General features: G+C 74.0%; 18 protein-coding genes. 11 read left to right on the forward strand and 7 right to left on the reverse strand.

Translation table 11 applies throughout. The features are described from left to right. Positions 1-111: 111 nt before the first annotated feature. The 3 genes from ACFV1L_RS15550 to ACFV1L_RS15560 all read right to left on the reverse strand — a co-directional run bounded on the left by ACFV1L_RS15550 (position 112) and on the right by ACFV1L_RS15560 (position 2830). A complete protein-coding gene (locus ACFV1L_RS15550) occupies positions 112-936 on the reverse strand; it encodes an alpha/beta fold hydrolase (RefSeq protein WP_380366214.1) in 825 nt (274 codons plus the stop codon). 62 nt (positions 937-998) lie between these two features. Then, complete coding sequence (locus ACFV1L_RS15555; RefSeq protein ID WP_380366127.1) at positions 999-1928, reverse strand: DUF4231 domain-containing protein; 930 nt, start codon at positions 1926-1928, stop codon at positions 999-1001. Between the two features lie 152 nt (positions 1929-2080). Continuing rightward, positions 2081-2830 carry a sugar isomerase domain-containing protein gene (locus tag ACFV1L_RS15560; protein WP_380366129.1) on the reverse strand — a complete coding sequence of 250 codons (750 nt, stop codon included), beginning with the start codon at positions 2828-2830 and terminating at the stop codon, positions 2081-2083. Between the two features lie 219 nt (positions 2831-3049). On the opposite strand from ACFV1L_RS15560, the gene ACFV1L_RS15565 reads away from it, so the two are divergent. Beyond that, positions 3050-3739, forward strand: a complete 690-nt coding sequence (locus ACFV1L_RS15565) for a metal-dependent transcriptional regulator (protein ID WP_380366131.1) — start codon at positions 3050-3052, stop codon at positions 3737-3739. Between the two features lie 372 nt (positions 3740-4111). Here the strand turns inward: ACFV1L_RS15565 and ACFV1L_RS15570 are convergent, their stop codons facing one another. After that, on the reverse strand, positions 4112-4816 hold the full coding sequence (locus tag ACFV1L_RS15570; protein ID WP_380366133.1) for a bifunctional DNA primase/polymerase: 705 nt from the start codon (positions 4814-4816) through the stop codon (positions 4112-4114). 255 nt (positions 4817-5071) lie between these two features. Between ACFV1L_RS15570 and ACFV1L_RS15575 the strand changes: the two genes are divergently transcribed. Together ACFV1L_RS15575 and ACFV1L_RS15580 are read left to right on the forward strand one after the other, a co-directional pair. Next, positions 5072-6448, forward strand: a complete 1377-nt coding sequence (locus tag ACFV1L_RS15575; RefSeq protein ID WP_380366135.1) for a transcriptional regulator — start codon at positions 5072-5074, stop codon at positions 6446-6448. 281 nt (positions 6449-6729) lie between these two features. Continuing rightward, on the forward strand, positions 6730-7854 hold the full coding sequence (locus tag ACFV1L_RS15580; protein WP_380366136.1) for a hypothetical protein: 1125 nt from the start codon (positions 6730-6732) through the stop codon (positions 7852-7854). A gap of 191 nt (positions 7855-8045) precedes the next feature. Here the strand turns inward: ACFV1L_RS15580 and ACFV1L_RS15585 are convergent, their stop codons facing one another. Continuing rightward, positions 8046-9320, reverse strand: a complete 1275-nt coding sequence (locus ACFV1L_RS15585; RefSeq protein WP_380366138.1) for an ABC transporter substrate-binding protein — start codon at positions 9318-9320, stop codon at positions 8046-8048. A gap of 280 nt (positions 9321-9600) precedes the next feature. On the opposite strand from ACFV1L_RS15585, the gene ACFV1L_RS15590 reads away from it, so the two are divergent. The 8 genes from ACFV1L_RS15590 to ACFV1L_RS15625 all read left to right on the forward strand — a co-directional run bounded on the left by ACFV1L_RS15590 (position 9601) and on the right by ACFV1L_RS15625 (position 16872). Next, positions 9601-10038 (forward strand): hypothetical protein, encoded by a 438-nt coding sequence (locus tag ACFV1L_RS15590; RefSeq protein WP_380366140.1) that lies wholly within the window; start codon positions 9601-9603, stop codon positions 10036-10038. A 114-nt stretch (positions 10039-10152) separates the two neighbouring features. Beyond that, complete coding sequence (gene purU / locus ACFV1L_RS15595; protein WP_380366142.1) at positions 10153-11016, forward strand: formyltetrahydrofolate deformylase; 864 nt, start codon at positions 10153-10155, stop codon at positions 11014-11016. A 362-nt stretch (positions 11017-11378) separates the two neighbouring features. Then, positions 11379-11831, forward strand: a complete 453-nt coding sequence (locus ACFV1L_RS15600) for an ATP-binding protein (RefSeq protein ID WP_380366144.1) — start codon at positions 11379-11381, stop codon at positions 11829-11831. 369 nt (positions 11832-12200) lie between these two features. Continuing rightward, positions 12201-13469 (forward strand): MFS transporter, encoded by a 1269-nt coding sequence (locus tag ACFV1L_RS15605; RefSeq protein WP_380366146.1) that lies wholly within the window; start codon positions 12201-12203, stop codon positions 13467-13469. Between the two features lie 31 nt (positions 13470-13500). Further along, positions 13501-14871 (forward strand): MFS transporter, encoded by a 1371-nt coding sequence (locus ACFV1L_RS15610; protein ID WP_380366148.1) that lies wholly within the window; start codon positions 13501-13503, stop codon positions 14869-14871. Positions 14872-14928: 57 nt separating this feature from the next. Continuing rightward, positions 14929-15456 (forward strand): GNAT family N-acetyltransferase, encoded by a 528-nt coding sequence (locus ACFV1L_RS15615; RefSeq protein WP_380366150.1) that lies wholly within the window; start codon positions 14929-14931, stop codon positions 15454-15456. Between the two features lie 74 nt (positions 15457-15530). Then, the gene (locus ACFV1L_RS15620) at positions 15531-15857 is read left to right on the forward strand and encodes a DUF4229 domain-containing protein (protein WP_380366152.1); all 327 of its coding nucleotides are present in this window, start codon (positions 15531-15533) and stop codon (positions 15855-15857) included. A 4-nt stretch (positions 15858-15861) separates the two neighbouring features. Further along, the gene (locus tag ACFV1L_RS15625; protein ID WP_380366153.1) at positions 15862-16872 is read left to right on the forward strand and encodes a LacI family DNA-binding transcriptional regulator; all 1011 of its coding nucleotides are present in this window, start codon (positions 15862-15864) and stop codon (positions 16870-16872) included. Positions 16873-16877: 5 nt separating this feature from the next. On the opposite strand, the gene ACFV1L_RS15630 is transcribed toward ACFV1L_RS15625, so the two are convergent. Both ACFV1L_RS15630 and ACFV1L_RS15635 read right to left on the reverse strand, forming a co-directional pair. Continuing rightward, entirely contained in the window at positions 16878-17312 is a 435-nt protein-coding gene (locus tag ACFV1L_RS15630; protein WP_380366155.1) for a GNAT family N-acetyltransferase, read from the reverse strand. A gap of 49 nt (positions 17313-17361) precedes the next feature. Continuing rightward, on the reverse strand, positions 17362-18552 hold the full coding sequence (locus ACFV1L_RS15635) for an MFS transporter (RefSeq protein ID WP_380366157.1): 1191 nt from the start codon (positions 18550-18552) through the stop codon (positions 17362-17364). Positions 18553-18888: the final 336 nt, after the last annotated feature.

Genomic DNA, 18888 nt, shown 5'->3' on the forward strand with positions numbered 1-18888 from the left:
GTCGCGGCCCGGCGCTGGCAGCGGCCCACCCGCGACCGGGAGCCCCCGCCGCGGTTGGGTGGGGGGGGGTGCGGCAACCGGGGCGCCCCGGTTCCCGCACCCGGCCGCCTGCTACGCGCTCGCGGCCCAGCGGATGGCGTCCGTCATCTCCTTGAGCGAGCCGAAGTGCGCCGCGCCGGGTTCGAGGTAGAGCTGGGCGGTGGGGATGTGGTCCGCGAGCCAGGCGGAGTGGCCGACCGGGGAGAACTTGTCGTCCGCGCCGTGCCAGATGCGGACCGGGACGCGGATGGACTCGACGGCGAAGCCCCACTCGGCGATGAAGGCGAGGACGTCGTCGATCCAGCCGTCGGCGCCGTACCGGAAGGCCTGCCGGTAGGTGGACTGGAGCATCCGGCGGATGCCGATGTCGGCGACCACGGTGCGGTCCGGCTGGGTGAGCTCGGGCACCAGGTTGCGGATCAGCTGGGCGGGGTCGCGGCGGATCACCTGGGACCGGACCTGGAACGGGCCGGCGATCCGCGGCTGCCCCAACTCGGCCTGCCGGAAGGCCCGTTCGTTGGACGGGGTCATGCCGACGAACCAGTCGAGGCCCTCCGCGTCCCGCGGCGCCAGGCAGACCTGGGTGGCGGCCCGCACCACTCGGTCGGGCAGCAGGGCCGCGCAGGCGAGCGCGTGCGGACCGCCGCCGGAGCGGCCGACCACGGCGAAGCGGTCGAGGCCGAGGGCGTCGGCGATGGTGGCGACGTCGTCCGCCGCGTTGCGGACCCGGCGGCCCGGGAGCCGGGTGGAGTCGCCGTACCCGGGGCGGTCGAAGGAGATCAGCCGGACCCGCATCCGGGCCAGCACGGCGCTGCGCGGGGCGGGGCCGACCCGGCTGCCGGGGGTGCCGTGGAGCAGGAACACCGGCCTTCCGGACGGGTCCCCGGACGTCTCCATCGCGAGGACGCCCCCGTCCGGTGTGTCGATCCTGCGGGTGGCGGCCACGCGGTGCCTCCTGGTCAGCTGGGGATGTCGAGGCTGCGCACCTCGCGGCGCGCCTGCCAGGTGGTGTGCTCCCGGGAGATGGCGTCCTCGGCGTCCCGGGCGAGCCGGGCCCAGTTCTCCTCGGCGTCCGGGGCGGTCAGGTCGACGGCCGCCAACTGGGCCTCGACCTTGGCGAGTTCGGCCGCCGCGAGGGTGTAGGCGGCGGCCTGCGGGCGGTACTGGCGGAGCTGGGCCCAGGCGGAGATCGAGGCCGCCACGGCGGAGATCGCGCCGAGCGCGTCGAACCCGAACTGGCCGAGCGCGCGCAGCACGGCGAGCAGCAGGCCGGCGGCGGGCAGCACGATGGCGAGCCGGCCGACCCGGCGGGTGGCGTTGCGGCACTGGATGGCCTTCGCCTGGTACCACTCGCGCTGGCTGTGCACCCGCTCGCGCAGGTAGATCTCGCGGCGGACCGGCAGCGGCTGGTCGCGCAGGCGCTCCATGGTCTCGGTGATCTGCGGGTGCCGGGCCGGGGCCCGCCAGGCGCGCAGCTCCTCGGCGACGCCCGGGGTGACCCGATCGGTGTCGAACTCGCCGAGGATGCCCGCCAGTTGGATGTCGTAGAGGCGTTCGGCGTCGGGCAGCTTGCGGGGCGGCGGCTGGTAGGAGTCGGCCCGCACCGCGTACTTCCACACCAGGGTCTTGACCGATTCGGCGACGGCCCGGCCGTCGTACCAGAGCCGCTGCGGGTTCTGCCAGGCGACGGTGACGGCGATGAACAGCGCGCCGAGGTAGGCGATGGCCGCGAGCCACGCCCACAGCGAGCCGTCGGCGGAGCCGGCGAAGGCCGCGCCGACCAGCAGCAGCAACTCCCAGCGGGAGAGCGCGACCGCCCGGGTCTGCCCCTGCAGGGACGCGCCGTCGGCGGCCCAGAACAGTCTCGGCAGCAGGTCCTGCTCCCGCACGAAGCCGATCGAACGCCCTGCCCCAGCCGCCATCCCCGCCCCCGCAGCGCCGTCTCACCGGTCTCGGGAGTCCTTCCCAGTGCCGGACGAACTTACGCGAGCGGCACTGGAGTTGGCCGAATGGGCGGGGTTGCGCCGGGAGCGCGGTGCGGTCACCAGGCGTAGAAGATGCGCTCCGCGTTGTCGGCGATCACCTTGTTGTTCCACTCGGTGCCGCCGTCCACGTTCCCGGAGCGGAACAGCGGCGGGGTGATGCCGCGGTCGGCGAGCTTGGCGGTCGCGGACGCCATCACGGACTGCATCAGGGCGCTGGTGACGATGGTGGAGACCGAACCGAACGGCGCGCCCGCGCCCGGGTGGTCGAGCTCGCCGTCACCGGGCGCGATCTTGCTGTCCAGCACCAGGTCGCAGTTGTCCTTGAGGTACGTGCCGGAGGGGTGGTTGGAGGTCACCGCCGCCGGATACGCCAGCGAGGTCACGCCGATCACCTTCATGCCGCGGTCGCGGGCGTGCCGGGCGAGCTCCACCGGCATCACCTGGCGGCCGGACAGCGAGATCAGGAACAGCAGGTCGCCGCTGCGCGCGGGCGTCAGGTCGAGAGTGGTGGTGGCCAGGCCGGAGACCCGCTCCAGCGCGCTGCCCAGGTGCGCGGGCATCACGTTCACGCCGGTCATGCCGGGCACGTTGAGCAGGTTCATCACCACCAGGCCGCCGGCCCGGTAGACCACGTCCTGGGCGGCCAGCGAGGAGTGCCCGGCGCCGAAGGCGAAGATCCGCCGGTCGTGCTCGACGGCCTCCGCCAGCAGCTCGGCCGCGGCGTCGATGTTCTCGCCCTCCTCGGCCCGGATCCGCTCCAGGTGGGCCACGGCGGCGTCCAGGTACCGGCCGACCAGTTCGGTCATGTCGTGCTCCGTCCGAGCGCACGGGCGGCCCGGTGCCCCGGGCCGCGGTGGGGGAAAGCTACGGCGTGCACGGTGTCCCCTGCCGCGCCCGGCTGTCAACCGTCGCGCCGGACGCCCGGAGGGCCGTGCGGGCCGGGGCACAACCGAGGAGCGCACCGGGTTGTCACCTCAGTACGTCAGAATTGGCGGTGAGGACACCGAAGAACGGAGCCAGGGGCGATGTCAGGGCTGATCGACACCACTGAGATGTACCTCCGCACCATCCTGGAGCTGGAGGAGGAAGGCATCACCCCGATGCGCGCCCGGATCGCCGAGCGGCTGGAGCAGTCCGGCCCGACGGTGAGCCAGACGGTGGGTCGGATGGAGCGCGACGGCCTGCTCCAGGTCGCCGAGGACCGGCACCTCGAACTCACCGAGGAGGGCCGCCGACTGGCGGTGCGGGTGATGCGCAAGCACCGCATCGCCGAATGCCTGCTGGTGGACGTGATCGGCCTCGAGTGGGAGCAGGTCCACGAGGAGGCCTGCCGCTGGGAGCACGTGATGAGCGAGACGGTCGAGCGCAAGGTGCTCACCATGCTCGGCCACCCCACCCAGTCCCCGTACGGCAACCCCATCCCGGGCCTGGACGAGCTGGGCGACACCAAGGCCGAGGGCGAGGGCTTCGACGCCGGCCTGGTCACGCTGGAGTCGGTGGCCGGCAAGGACGGCGCGGACGTCGTGGTCCGCCGGATCGGGGAGCCGATCCAGACCGACGGCGAACTGATGCGCACCCTGCGCCGCGCGGGCGTCCGCCCCGGGGCGACGGTCCGGGTGGCCCCGGCGGCCGGCGGCGTGGTGGTCGGCACCGGCGACGGCGCGGCCGAACTCGGCAAGGAGATCGCCGCGCACGTCTTCGTCGCCCAGCCGTAGCCGCGTCGACCGCAGCCGCGCGGACCGCAGCCGGATCGGGACGCGCCTCGGGGCCCGGTGTCCCCGCACCGGGCCCCGCGCGTTCCCTCCCTGCTCCCCTCCGGTCCCTCCCGGCCCCCGCCGCCCCTCCCGCTGCGCATTCGGCTTCCCCGACCGAACGCCCTCCCAGCAGCCCCCCACGCTCTCCGCCCGCCCGCTCCTTCCGCTCCACCGACCCCGTGCCGACGCTGAGGATGATCCCCTCGGGCGTCGCGGCCAATCCTTGAGCGGTGTCACCCGATCGATGGGCTTTCCGCGCTGACCTGCGGGTATGACGACTCGTTTCCGGAAGATCGCGCTCCGTGCGCCCGGGAGCACGGTGGCCCGCGGACCTCAGTGCACCGCGGCGGGGGCCCGCTGTGCCGGGGGCACCGTGGACGGCTCGCGCCGGCAGGCGTACGCCAGCGGACTGACCAGCTCCGTCGCGTCCGGCAGCCACCGGTTCATCAGCGTCGGCGGCCGGGCCCACAGCGCCGCGGCGTGTCCGACGAACCGGGACGGCGGGGCCACCACCCAGTCGCCCTCGCCGCGCGCCACCAGGTCCAGCCCGCCCGGGGTGCAGCCGATCTGGCGCAGCAGCTCCGGCAGTTTGGCGACCGCGCCGGGCAGCACCAGGAAGTGCAGCCGCCGGCCGCCCCGGCCCCGGGCGGCCGGCACCGCCACCACCGGGCCGAGCTGCAGCCCCATCCGCTCCATCCGGGCCAGCGCCAGGCAGCCCGCGACCTCCGGCACGTCCAGCACGTCGAAGGCCCGCCCGGTGGGCAGCAGGATCGATGCCTCCGGGTGCTCCGTCCACCACGCCCGGACCGTCTCCGCCCCGACGCTGGCCAGCTGCCCCCAGTCCGCGCCCACCGGGTGTGCGCCGGGGAGCGCACAGCGCGGATCGTCGCAGGAGCAGTGCGCGGGCCCGCCGTCCTCGACCAGCCACGCCCCCGGGACCACCTCCCAGTGGCGCTCCTCGGCGCAGCGGACGGCTTCCAGCAGCAGCGGCGGCGGATCCGGTTCGGGGGATAGCGAGGAGTTGTCCACGTGCAGCACAACTACCGTCCGTGAGTGGGGGTTACGGGCCGCCGACGAACGATTCGAACGGGGCGCGCGTTCTCACCCGGGACGGTGATCCTGGTCGGAACCCCCCGTCCCAGCAGGGGCGGTAACGGGCGCAGTGGGGGCGCACAGGGGCATTCATCAGGGCGCGTGGGGAGTGGGTACGTCACCGTGGGTATTCCGCATGGTGTTGCACAGTCGTCGCCCTCCGGTCGGGTCCGGACGGCGTTGGGGAGGCGGAAAAATCCCATGGCCGCGAGACCACTCGTCGCACGAGAGCCGAACGAGCGTCTGCAGCAGCTGATCCAGGAGGCGGGCTGCTCCAACGCGGGCCTGGCCCGCCGGGTCAACCTCTGCGGAGCCGAACACGGACTCGACCTGCGATACGACAAGACGTCCGTCGCCCGCTGGCTGCGCGGGCAACAACCACGCGGGCAGGCGCCCGCCGTCATCGCCGAGGCCCTCGGCCGCAAACTCGGCCGCGGCGTCACCGTGGACGAGATCGGCATGGCCGACGGCAAGAGCCTCAGCTCCGCCGTCGGACTCCAGTTCGCGCCCAGCCTGGCCACCGCGCTGGAGCAGATCTGCGAACTGTGGCGCAGCGACGTCGGCAAGCGCGACTTCCTGGCCGGCACCACCGTCGCCGCCTCCGCCCTCGTCGAGCCCAGCCGGGACTGGCTGATCACCCCGCCCGACCCGGTGGTCGCCCGCACCGGCGGCACCCGCGTCGGCCTCGCCGACGTGGCGGCGATCCGCGCCACCACGCAGATGCTGGTCGACCTCGACCACCGGTTCGGCAGCGGCCACGTCCGCCCCGTCGTGGTGCACTACCTGAACAGCGTGGTCTCCGGCTTCCTCGGCGGCTCCTACCGCGACGAGACGGGCCGTCAACTCTTCGGCGCCGTGGCCCGGCTGACCGAACTCGCCGGCTACATGGCGGTCGACACCGGCCAGCCCGGCCTCGCCCAGCGCTACTACATCCAGGCGCTGCGCCTCGCCCAGGCCGCCGACGACCGCGGCTACGGCGGCTACGTGCTCGCCGCCTCGATGAGCCACCTCGCCGCGACCCTCGGCAACCCCCGGGAGATCGCCCAACTCGCCCGCGCCGCCCAGGAAGGCGCCCGCACCGTCGCCACCCCCACCGCGATGGCGATGTTCTACGCCGCCGAGGCGCGCGGCCACGCCCTGCTCGGCGACGCCTACTCGTGCGAGGCGGTCGCCGCGAAGGCGCTCGCCGCGATGGAGCGCCGCAACCCCGCCGACGACCCGGACTGGATCGTCCACTTCGACGAGGCCTACCTCGCCGACGAGTTGGCGCACTGTCACCGCGACCTCCAGCAGGGCGAGCGGGCCGAGCACTACGCCCGCACCGCGCTCGACCTGCACCCCGCCCACCGGGTCCGCCGGCGCGCCGTCGACCTGGTCCTGCTGGCCACCGCCCAGCTCCAGCAGCGCGACCTCGAACGCGCCTGCGAGACCGGTACCGAGGCCGTCCGGCTGCTCAGCGGACTGCGCTCCAACCGCGGGGTCGAGTACCTCGACGACTTCCGCAGCCGGCTGGAGCCGTACCGGGGCCACCGCGCGGTGCGCGAGTTCCACGCCCGGATGGACGGCGAGGCCGCGTAGCCGCGCCGGGGACGGGAACTGACGGCGCAGCGGGCGCCCGTGCCCTCACGGGCGCCCCTGCGGCCGTCCGGCGACGGCAGGTGGCGCGGGCCGGGCGGCGACGGTGGGTGTCCGGACGGTTGCGGGTGATCGTGAAGCAATAGCACAGAACACCGGCCCGCGTAGTCACCTGTGCCGGTGAACCGGTAGCGTGGGCTCGCAGTTGTGGTCCGCCGTCAGCAACCCGGCGGGGCAACCGAAAGGCCCGGGATCCCGGTGCCGTGCACAGGTGAGGAATCGCGTTGAGCCAGCGCCGCTCGTATCCCAACTCCGGCGACTTCAATCTGGACGACCTGTTCCGGCCGGAGCCCGCCGCGGACGGCCAGGGCAACCCGGCGCAGGCCGCGCAGCCCCCGTACGCCCAGCCGCAGCCGCAAGCCCCCGTCCCGCAGCAGCAGTCCGCCCCTCCGCTCGGCCAGAGCGGCGCCCCCGAGTACTGGGGCACCGCACCGCAGCAGGCCGCGCCGGTCGAGCCGCAGGGCGACGCCGGAGCCACCCAGTACCTCCCGCCCTACCCCGCCGGCGACCCGTCCGTCGGCGGCGCGCCGACCCAGGCCGGCTTCCCGCAACAGGGCTTCGGCGGCGGCACGTTCGGCGGCCAGCAGCAGTACGCCGCGCCCGCGCCCGCGCAGCCGAGCTACGGCGGGGCGTACGGCGCCGTGCCGCCGCAGCAGCCGGCGTACCGGGCCGCCGCTCCGGAGCCCGGGTTCGGAGCCGACGGCGGCGGCAGCCGGCGCAAGCCCGACCCGAAGCTGCTGATCGGGGCCGGTGCGGCCGGTGTCGCGCTGATCGCGGTGCTGATCGGCGTGCTCGTCAGCGGCGGCGACGACGACACCAAGGACCAGGCCAAGACCAAGAGCTCCACCACCCAGCAGGCCTCCGCGCCGGCCGGTGGCGGGAACGGCGCGGTCGGCCCGGAGATGAAGGCCCAGGCGCAGGCGATGTCCGACCTGCTCGGCACCGCGAGCGCGAGCCGCACCTCGGTGGTCAACGCGGTCAGCGCCGTCGGCAAGTGCCAGGGCCTGCCGGACGCGCAGGCCGCGCTCACCGCGGCGGCCGCGCAGCGGCAGGACCTGCTCAAGAAGCTCGGCGACCTGAAGGTGGATCAGCTCACCGACGGCGGCAAGCTGGTGGAGCAGCTCCAGAAGGCGTGGCAGGCCTCCTCCACCGCGGACTCCGAGTACGCCCTGTGGGCCGGGGACATGGTCGCCGGGTGCGACGCGGGCAAGGCGAAGGACAACGACCACTACCGCAACGGCAACACCGCGAGCGGCACCGCCACGACGGCGAAGGAGCAGGCCGCGGGGCTGTGGGGCGCGATCGCGTCCAGGACGGGGCTCCCGAACAAGGGCGCGAGCGAGCTGTAGCGCGAGGCGCACGGCCGGGGAGAGCACGACCAGGGGCGCGGGGAACTGCGCGAACCGGGAGGCGCCCGCCGACAACGTCGCGACGAGGGCAGCGACTTGCACCTGATCGCGACCTCGTGGACGTGCGCTCCTTGCTCGCGCAGTTCCCCGCGCCCCTGGTGGTGCTTCCCGCCGGCGGACTTCAGTGCCGACTAGCCGGCCAGGACGGTGCGGACGTCGGTGAAGCCCTGGTGCTGTTCGACCAGGCGGCCGTTCTGGACCTGCTGGAAGGTGACGGAGGTGTTCACCAGGCGGGGGGAGTCGGCGGTGGGGAGCATGTTGGTGACGCCCCAGCTGAGGGGCGGGGTGGTGCCGGCGGTGTCGATGGGGTCGCCGCTGTCGAGGACGGACCGCAGGGCCTTCGCGGTGAGCGGCTTCTCGCGGTCGACCCGGCCGGCGGCCTGCTGGAGGACGGCGTAGGCGACCCAGGTGGTCTGGACGCCGGGGTCGGAGACGTCGATGGTGGCGCCGTTGCCGTAGCTGCGGGCGGTGGCGCGCAGGTCGTCCCAGACGGGAGAGCTCTCGGCGGGGAACCAGCCGGTGGCGTACGCGCCGCGCAGGGGGCCGTTGTCGCCGCCGGTGGAGTCGACCACGGACTGCTGGAAGGAGCCGATGACCGAGGCGAGTTGGGTGTTCTTCGGGTTGGCCCGGCGGTAGGGGTCGAGCAGGTTGCCGGTGGGTTCGGCGCCGAGGGCGGAGAGCACGCAGTTGCCGGGCTTGTCGTCGCCGATGGCGCGCTTGGTGTAGGGGGAGTAGTCGTTGGACTTCTCCGGGGCCTTGACGTCGGTGACCTTGATGCCGGCCTGCTTGACGGCGGTGGAGAGGTAGCTGACGAAGGCGTCGCCGGCCCGGCTGTCGGGGCGGATCAGGGCGATCTGCTTGCAGCCGGCCCCGATCAGCTGGCGCCCGCTGCCCGCGACCAGGGCGGGCATGCCGCCGTTGACGGGGTAGGACAGCGGGCTGCTGAACTCGGGGCTGGAGAGGCCGTAGCCGCCGATGAACGGGATGCCGGCCGCTTCCAGGACGGGCATGAAGTTGCTGCCGTACTGGCTGGCGGAGCCGACCACGGCGACGGCGTGCGCGCCGACGGCCTGGTCGGCGCAGGCGGTGGCGCCGTCGGTGGTGTCGTGCTCGTTGCAGGTGAGGACGCGGACCTTGCGGCCGTTCAGGCCGCCGTTCGCGTTCAGGCGGCGGCCGACGGCGTCGGCGAGCGCGGTCATGCCGGGGCGGTCGGCGGCGCCGGTGCCGGACGGGGCGAAGGTCATCACGGTGACGTCCTGCCCGGTGGCGTCGGCGGCGGCCGGGCCGCCGCAGGCGGTGGCGGAGAACAGGGCGGGAAGGACCGCGCCGGCGGCGAGCGCGGCGGTGGTGCGGTGGCGGCGTCCGCTGACGGCGGGCGGCGGGTGGGGGGATCCGGTCCGCGTCATGGTGCTGTTCCTCCCTGGACATGCTGCGGGGACGACCCGTGCTCCGTTGCGCAGGTTCGGCGGGTCAAGGGTGGTGCGGGCCGGGCACGTCGAGAGGGACGTGATGTGAACGGTCCGCCAACGGGGGAGGAACACGGGGCGCGGGCGTGTGATGACGCGTGTAGAGGGCGACCGGCCCGGGAACGTACGATCGACTCCCGTGTCCGACAGCATGGATTCTCCGTACCGTTCTGCCCGAAACTCTTCTCGAACGGGCGGCCGCTCCAGCACGATGGGCGTCATGCCCCTGACTGACCTGCCCTGGTGGCGCTGGCGCGCCCGGATCCGTTCGGCGCTGCACATGCTCTCCGACCCCGGTTTCCAGCGGGCGGCCTGGCTGGACGGGCTGGGCGGCTACGGCGACCTGACCGACGCGGTGTACCGGCTGGTCGAGGACAGCTGGCTGGACCGCTGGTCGGCGGAGAAGTACGTGGGCTCGGTGTTCCGGGACTCCGCGGAGGCGGTCGCGGTGGACGCCGCGGTGCTGCGGGTGCTGCGGATCGTGCACCAGGTCGGCGAGGACGCCCCGGCGGCGGTCTACCTCGGGCACCCGGACTGGCCGGAGGCGGTGCGGGCGGCCCGCGAGGCGCACCACCGGCTGGCCGTCAACGACGGCACCGATCCGGACCTGCCGCCGGCCACGCTGGACGAGTTGCGGGAGTCGACCGCGCGGGGCTGACCGTCGGGCGCCCCGTGCGGTCTCGGGTGGCGGGCGGTGTCCGCACGGCCGGTGGATCTGTGTCAGGCTGGGCGGTCCGTCCGCACCACAGAGCCGAGAAACGGGACCCACGACATGGAAGAGACCGCCCCCTCCCAGTACGTCCTGACGCTGTCCTGCCCCGACAAGCAGGGCATCGTGCACGCGGTCTCCAGCTACCTGTTCATGACGGGCTGCAACATCATCGACAGCCAGCAGTTCGGCGACGCCGGCACCGGGCTGTTCTTCATGCGGGTGCACTTCTCGGCCGAGGAGCCGGTGACGGCGGAGAAGCTGCGGGCGTCGTTCGCGGCGATCGGCGCCTCGTTCCGGATGGAGTGGCAGGTCCACCCGGCCGCGGAGCGGATGCGGGTGCTGCTGATGGTCTCCAAGTTCGGCCACTGCCTGAACGACCTGCTGTTCCGCACCCGGATCGGGGCGCTGCCGGTGGAGATCGTCGGGGTGGTGTCCAACCACACCGACTTCCGGGAGCTGACCGAGTCGTACGGCATCCCGTTCCACCACCTGCCGGTCACCAAGGACACCAAGGAGCAGGCGGAGCAGCAGCTGCTCGACCTGGTGGAGCGGGAGCGGGTCGACCTGGTGGTGCTGGCCCGCTACATGCAGGTGCTGTCGGACCGGCTGTGCAAGGAGCTGTCCGGCCGGGTGATCAACATCCACCACTCGTTCCTGCCGAGCTTCAAGGGCGCCCGGCCCTACCACCAGGCGCACGCCCGCGGCGTGAAGCTGATCGGTGCGACCGCGCACTACGTCACCGCCGACCTGGACGAGGGCCCGATCATCGAGCAGGAGGTCGCCCGGGTCACCCACGACGTGACCCCGGCCCAGCTGGTGGCGCTCGGCCGGGACGTCGAGTGCCAGGCGTTGGCGCGCGCGGTGAAGTGGCACAGCGAGCGGCGGGTGCTGCTGAACGGCACCCGGACCGTGGTGTTCGCCTGACGGGTGGTCAGCGGGTGTCCGGCGGTGGTGTTCGAGCGCCGCTGGACATTTGTAGGAAGGGTGGTTCGCTCGTGGCGGGCCGGTGCTGACGGGGCGTGAGGAGTACGGTCGGAGGTACCCGCGGGGGCGGTGGGCCGACCGGTCGTGCGAACCCCGGCAGGGTGAGCGGGACAGTATGCACCGAGGCATCCCCCGAACGCTGGAATATGCCCGAAGCTCTTGCTGCGACCCGGTCCCGGAATCATTCTGGGGCGTATTCGTGTCGATGCCATGGGCAGTGCGGATCGGCGGCCTTCCGAGGCGCGGCGGTCCGGACCCGGCGGGATCAAGCGGGCCGAATACCGAGTGCGGGTGGTGGAACGGTGCAGGTACTTCAGGTACAGCTGGCGGTCCAGGCGGACCCGGCCGAGGTCTCACGGGCCCGGCGCTGGGTGCGGGCCCGGCTGCGGGCCGGCGGTCTCGACCCGGACTCGCCGGTCGCCGAGACGCTGGTGCTGGTGGTCTCCGAGCTGGTCACCAACGCGGTGGTGCACACCGGCTGTCCGGCGGTGCTGCGCCTGCTGCTGCCGGCCGGCCCGGACGCCCCGCCCGGGGTCCGGGTGGAGGTCGCCGACGCCAGCTGCGCCGCCCCGGCCCCCCGGCACGCCGGTGCGGACGCGGAGGCCACCAACGGGCGCGGCCTGGAGCTGGTGGAGATGCTGTGCGAGCGCTGGGGCTGGTACCCGGACGGCACCGGCAAGCGGGTGTGGTGCGAGATCGGCCAGGCCGTCGCGGTGTACGAGCGGGCGGCGCAGCCGGTCGCCTCGGCGCGCTGAGCACCGGTCGGCGGGTCGGGGCACGCCACGCGTGCGCTCTCCGCGCCCCGGGTGATCCATCTGAATTTCGGACAACCCATTGACGTGACGTATCCGACTGATCACTCTTGGGTGCGGCGCTCCGTTGCGAGGGGACGCCGAGGGAGCCCGGGCGGTGCCGACACTCAGGGGGTCGTTGGCCGCATCCGCCCGGGACCTCGGCGAGATCGGAACGCCGGGCGTCACGGCTTCAGGGCCCGGACGCCGACCTGGACGGCGGCCCGCCGTGCCGTGCTCGGGGTGCGCACGGCCGGCCGTCGTCCGGCAGTCGCCGCATCGTGACCCAAAATCACTGGAAACCACAGGTGGTCTGGACCAAAACTGTGGGACGTGACCGCCCCAGAACTCCACACCGCCCCCACCGCGCGCGTCAGCTCCCCCGTCGGCCCCGCCATCTGGTCGGGCAACTTCCGGCTCTACTTCACCGCCCGCTCGGCCGGCCTGCTGAGCGACGCGATGCTCCCGGTGGCCGTCACCACCGGACTCCTCACCACCGGCCACACCGCCTCCACCGTCGGCTACGCGATGGCCTTCCTGCTCGCCCCGTTCGCCGGCCTGGTGCTGGTCGGCGGGGTCCTCGCGGACCGGTTCACCGCCCGCCGCCTGATGATCTTCGCCGACCTGCTCAACCTGACCACCCGGGTGCTGCTCGCGGTGCTGTTCTTCCGCGGCGTCGACCAGCTCTGGCAGCTCTACCTGCTGCTCGCGCTGGCCGGCACCGCCGCCGCCATGTTCCAGCCCGGCGCCGCCTCCACCGTCCCGCTGGTGGCCCGCGACGTGCAGGGCGCCAACGGCGTGCTGCGCATCTCCGAGGCGCTCACCACCCTGGCCGGCCCGCCGCTGGCCGGTCTGCTGGCCGCCGCCTCCACCGGCTGGGTGATGGTCATCGCCGGCACGATGTACGCCGTCAGCGCCTGCACGCTGCTCGCCCTGCGGCTCGGCCCGGTGCCCGCCCCGCCGCCCGGCGACAGCCTGTGGCGCAACCTCGTCGAGGGCTGGCACGAGTTCCGCGCCCGCAGCTGGATGTGGGGCGTCATCCTGATCTGGATGATCTTCACGGTGCTTTCCTGGGGCCCGCTCACCCCGCTGTTCGGCTCGCTGGTGGTGCCCGAGCACGGCGGCACCGTCTTCGGCATCCTGAACGGCATGTTCGGCGCCGGCACGGTCGTCGGCGGCCTGATCGCGATCCGGCTCAAGCCCGCCCGCCCGCTCGCCGCCGGCGCGGTCGCCGTCCTCGCCTTCCCCGTGCAGCAGTTCGCGCTCGCCTTCGACCTGCCCTGGCCGGTCCTCGGCGCCGCCCAGCTGATCTCCGGAATCGGCATCAGCTTCTGGGGCGTCATGTGGGCCACCAGCGTGCAGACCCAGGTGCCCGGCGAGGTCCTCAACCGCATCCACGCGTACGAAGTGGCCGGCTCCGTCTGCATGTTCCCGCTCGGCTCGGCCCTGGCCGGCCCCGCCATGGAGGCGTTCGGCGCGCAGCACGTCCTGGTGCTCGGCGGCATCGTCACCGTGCTGACCGCCGCCGCCCTGCTGCTCAGCCCGCCCATCCGCGGGCTGCGCCGGGTTCCCGACGGCGGACCGGTCGCCGGCGGGCACTGACCGGGGACGGACGTCCGTATCTCGACGGTGGATGGCAGCAAAACCCGTCGTGCGGGCGGGCCCGGGAACGCAGACTCGGCGGGTGAACGAACTCAGCACCCCGCCCGTCGCCGACCCGGTCCCGCCCCGGCCCGCACCCCGCCTGCACTACGGCTGGATCGTCGCCGCCGTCTCGCTGGTCGTCCTGGTCGGCTCCGCCGGGTTCCGCTCGGCGCCCGGCCTGATGATGGACGCCCTGCACAACGAGTTCGGCTGGTCGCACGCCACCGTCTCCAGCGCCGTCTCCGTCAACCTCACCCTGTACGGCCTCACCGCCCCGTTCGCCGCCGCCCTGATGGACCGCTTCGGGGTCCGCCTGGTGGTGGTCTGCGCCCTGCTCACCATCGCCACCGGCTCGGGCCTGACCATCCTGATGACCTCCGCCTGGCAGCTGATCCTCTGCTGGGGCGTCCTGGTCGGACTCGGCAGCGGCTCGATGGCCGGGGCCTTCGCCACCACCATCTCCGGACGCTGGTTCCAGGCCCGGCAGGGACTGGTCACCGGCGTGCTGACCGCCGCCGGCGCCGCCGGGAACCTGGCCTTCATGCCGGTGCTGGCCGCACTGGTCGAGCACCAGGGGTGGCGGACCGCCGTCGTCGTCATCTCGCTGGCCGCGACCGCCGTCGCCGTTCCCGTGCTGCTGCTGATGCGGGAACGCCCCGCCGACCTCGGGCTGCTGCCCTACGGCGCGACCGAGGCGCCCGCGCCGCCGGTGGTCGACGGCTCGGCGATCGCCCGCTCCCTGCGGGTGCTGCGCGGCGCTGCCCGCAGCCGGGCGTTCTGGCTGCTCGCCGCGTCCTTCGCGATCTGCGGCGCGACCACCGCGGGCCTGGTCGGCACCCACTTCATCCCCGCCGCCCACGACCACGGCATGCCCGTCACCACCGGCGCCTCGCTGCTCGCCCTGATCGGCGTCTTCGACGTGGTCGGCACGATCGCCTCCGGCTGGTTCACCGACCGCTTCGACTCCACCCGGCTGCTGATCACCTACTACGGCCTGCGCGGGCTCTCGCTGCTCCTGCTGCCCTCGCTGTTCGGGGAGAGCCTGCGGCCGCCGATCCTCGCCTTCGTGGTCTTCTACGGCCTGGACTGGGTGGCGACCGTCCCGCCGACGGTGGCGCTGTGCCGGCGGCACTTCGGGGCGGACGCGCCGATCGTCTTCGGGTGGGTGCTGGCGGCCCACCAGGTGGGCGCGGCGATCGTCGCCGGGCTGGCGGGACTGGCCCGCGACCGGTTCGGCGACTACGACGCGACCTGGTACGCGGCGGGGGCGCTGTGCGCGGTCGCCGTGGGGTGCTGCCTGGGCCTGCGGACGGGGACCGCGCGGACCCGCGCCGGGACTCCTGCCGCACCCGCCCTGTAATGGTCGCCCTGTAATGGTCGCGTACTGCCCTGTAATGGTCGCGTACCCTGATCGACCATGACGCTTCGTTTCGTTCTCGACCCCGAACCGACCCCCGAGCTGCGTGCCGAGATCGTCGCGCTGTGGACGGACGTCTCGAACGCCGGGGGCGCGGTCGGGTTCGTCCCGCCGGTGACGACGGACGAGGTCGCGGAGGTCGCGGAGCGGCACTTCGCGGAGCTGGGGACGGACCGGCTGCTGATCGGGTACGAGCCCGGCGGGCGGCTCGCGGCGGTGCTGTTCGTGGAGGACATGCGGTTCGGGCTGATGGACCACTGGCGGATGCTGAAGCGGGTCATGGTGCACCCCGACTTCCAGGGCCTGGGCTACGGCGCGGAACTGCTCGCCGAGGCCGAGCGGGTCGCCCGCGACTGGGGCCTGGACGGCCTGCGGCTGACCCTGCGCGGCGGGCACGGCCTGGAGAAGTTCTACGGCCGCAGCGGCTACGTCGAGGTCGGCCGGGTTCCGGGGGCCATCCGGGTGGCGCCGGGGGACGACCGCGACGACGTGACGATGTGGCTCGACCTGCGCGCCCGGGCGGTGTGAGGTCGTGCTTCACTGGGAGGGCCATTACCCCCGCGCGCCCCGCGGCGCGACCCGGCAGTGAAGGACGAACCCCGGTGAGCAGCAAGATCAACGCGACGCTCCGCTACACCTCGCTGCGGGCGAGCATCTTCCTGGCGTGTCTGCTGGTCGCCCTGCTGCTGGGCCACTTCGGCGTGATCCCGGTGGTCGGCGACCTCGGGGTGATCATCCTGTTCGCGCTGGCGATGGTGGCGTCCTCGGCGATCAGCTACGTGGTGCTGAGCAAGCAGCGCGACGAGATGTCGGCGCAGATCGCGGCCCGGGTCGAGGCCCGCAAGGCCCGCGCGGCCGTCCGGGACTCCGCGGAGGACGAGGCGGACGACGCGGCCCGGGCCGCCGCCCGGCAGGCGCAGGCCGGCTGACGCCGTGTCGGACTCCGGGTCCGGCGAGGGGGCGCGGCGACGGCCGACCGGGCGGGACGTCGCCCGGCTGGCGGGGGTGTCGCAGGCCACCGTCTCGCTGGTGTTCTCCGGCAGCGCCCGGCACCGGGTCTCGGACGCCACCCGGGAGCGGATCCACGCCGCCGCCCGGGAGTTGGGCTACCGCCCGCAGGCGGCGGGCCGGCAGCTGCGGCTGGGCCGCAGCGGCATGGTGCTGCTCGCGGTGCCGAACCTGCTCGGCCCGTTCTTCGGCCGGGTGCTGACCGGCGTCCACGAGGAGGCGGCCCGGCACGGCCTGTCGGTGGTGGTCTCCAGCGGCTGGGACGCGGCGACCCTCGCCGAGGCGGCCGCCGCCGGCCGGTTCGACGGGATGCTGGTCTGCTCCCCGGACGACAAGCAGCTGGGCGCGCTGCCGGCCGACACCGCGGCGGTGTTCCTGGACGCCGACCCGGCGGCCAACCCCGGGCGCCCCACCGTCGAACTGGACCTGACGGCGGGCATGCGCGCCGCCGTCGACCACCTGGCGGCGCTCGGCCACCGGCGGATCGGGTACCTGCGCTCGGTGCACTCCGCGTACACCTTCCGGGTCCGGCAGGCGGCGTTCGCCGCGGCGTCCGCGCGGCTGGAGGTGCAGGAGCGGGCGGTCAGCCTGAACGAGGGCAGCCGGGAGGCGGCGAAGGCCGCCCGCGAGCTGCTGGCCGGTCCGGACCGGCCGCACGCGGTGGTGTGCGACGACGACGTGGTGGCGTCGGGGCTGTACCAGGCGGCGGACGAGCTGGGGCTGCGGATCCCCGGCGACCTGTCGGTGGTCGGCATGGACAACATCCCGGTGGCGGAGCTGCTCAGCCCGCCGCTGACCACCGTCGACCTGCCGGGCGAGCAGCTCGGCCGAACCGGCCTGGCCACCCTGGTCGCCCTGCTGGGCGGCGAACTGCCGCCGCCGGCCGGCCCGTTGGCGACCACGCTGGTGGTGCGCCGGTCCACCGCGGCGGCCTGAGGCGGTCACTGCTCGCCGAGCAGCATCCACTTCTCCGGCAGCGCGAGCGGGGCGAAGCCGACCTTGGCGTACACCTCGTGGGCGTCCCGGGTGGCCAGCAGCAGGCGGCGCAGCCCGAGTTCGGCGAGCCCGTCGCGGACCGCGGCGGCCAGCGCGGTGCCCAGGCCGCGGCCGCGGGCCTCCGGGGCGATGTACACGTCGCACAGCCAGGCGAAGGTGGCGTGGTCGGTGACCACCCGCGCGTAGCCGACCTGGGCGCCGGACGCGTCCTCGTACAGGCCGAAGTTGAGCGAGTGGTCGATCGCCCGGTCCTGCTTCTCGCGGGGCCGGCCGAGCGCCCAGTAGGAGTCCTCGGACAGCCAGCGGTGCACCGCCGGCCGGTCGAGTCGTGCCGGGTCGGTGGAGACCGTGTAGCCCGCGGGCAGCTGAATGCTCGTCATGCGGCGCATCCAAGCAGGCCGGGGCCGGTGCGGGCGAGTGGTTTGTGCCTCAGGCGGCCAGGGTGAGCGGGGCGGGGCGCAGCCGGGAGCGGGTGGCGAGCAGCAGCAGGCCGCCGAGGGCCGAGCCGGTGACGGCGCAGAGGGCGACGGCGTGCAGCGAGGTGTCGACCAGCGCGCCGGAGACCGCGTAGCCGGCCGCGTTGCCGGTGGCGAACAGGGTGATCAGCCAGGCGAACGCCTCGGTGACGGTGCCGGTGGGCGCGAGTTCGGCGACCAGCACGAAGGCGGCGGCCAGCAGCGGGGCCAGGCCGAGGCCGGAGAGGAAGGCGAGGGCGGCCATCGGCAGCGGGCCGGGCAGGAGCAGCAGCGGCAGGTAGCCGACCGCCATGCCGAGCGCGAGCACCCAGGTGCGGGTGGCGGTGTCGGCCTTCCAGGCGGCCGCGCCGTAGCCGAGCGCGCCGAGCAGGCCGGCCAGTGCGGCCAGCGCCAGCAGGGCGCCGGCGCCGCCGGGCAGGCCGCCCGGGTGCCGCTCGGCGTAGGCGATGAACAGCACGTTCTGTGCGCCGACCGCCCAGCCGGTGCCGGCCAGGCCGAGCAGCAGCAGGACCAGGCCGGGGGAGCGCAGCGGGCCGAGCAGTCCGGCGGAGGACTCGCGCGGCGGGGCCTGCCAGTTGCGGGCGGGGGCGGCGGTGGCGACCACCAGCGCGCCGACCAGGCCGAGCGCGGCCGCCGTCCACAGGGCTGTGGACGGCGAGAACGCGGCGGCGATCCCGGCGACGGCGAGCGGCCCGGCCACGTACAGCACCTGCTGGGAGGCGGAGTCGAAGGCGTACGCGGTGTCGAGCTGCTCCTCCTCGACGACGTCCGGCCACAGCGAGCGCAGGCAGGGTTCCAGCGGCGGCATGCACAGGCCGGCGATCGCCGCGCCGAGCGGGGCGGCGACGGCGGAGCCGGGGGCGAGGGCGAGCAGCGCGTATCCGCCGCCGGCGGCGACGGCGGAGGCGAGCAGGACGCGGGGCTGCCCGGTGAGGTCGACGATCCGGCCGAGGACCGGCCCGCCGACCGCGGCGGCGACCGCGTAGGCGGCGGTGGCCAGGCCGATCCGGCTGTACGGGGTGCCGGCCTCGCGCAGGGCGAGGGCGATGACCAGGGCGGTCATGCCGGCGGGCAGCCGTCCGACCAGGGTGCCGACCAGCAGCCGGGTGACGTGCGGGGCGCGGAGCAGTGCGACGTAGCCCATGGGCGTCCTTCCGGCGTGGTCTGGGGCAGCGTCTCAAGTTATACGTATAACCGGATGGGCGTCAAAGCTGCTCGGCGTAGGCCGTTCGAGCTGATGGGCCGTCAGAAAGGGATCGTTCGGGAACGACCTCAAACAAGTACTTTGAACATCTCAAAGGTTTGTTGCTAACCTACCGGCCATGACCACCGCAGACGCCGCGCGCCAGGACGGGACGAGCACCCCGCTCACGACCCGCTGCCCGCGTCTGCCCGGTGCCGTGGACGGCCCGTGCCGCTGTCGCTCCGGCGGCTGTATGCGGGCGGCACGCCCCTGACGCCCCGGCAGCTCCCGCTGCCG

It is taken from the genome of Kitasatospora sp. NPDC059646, from assembly GCF_042734615.1.
Lineage (GTDB): Bacteria > Actinomycetota > Actinomycetes > Streptomycetales > Streptomycetaceae > Kitasatospora.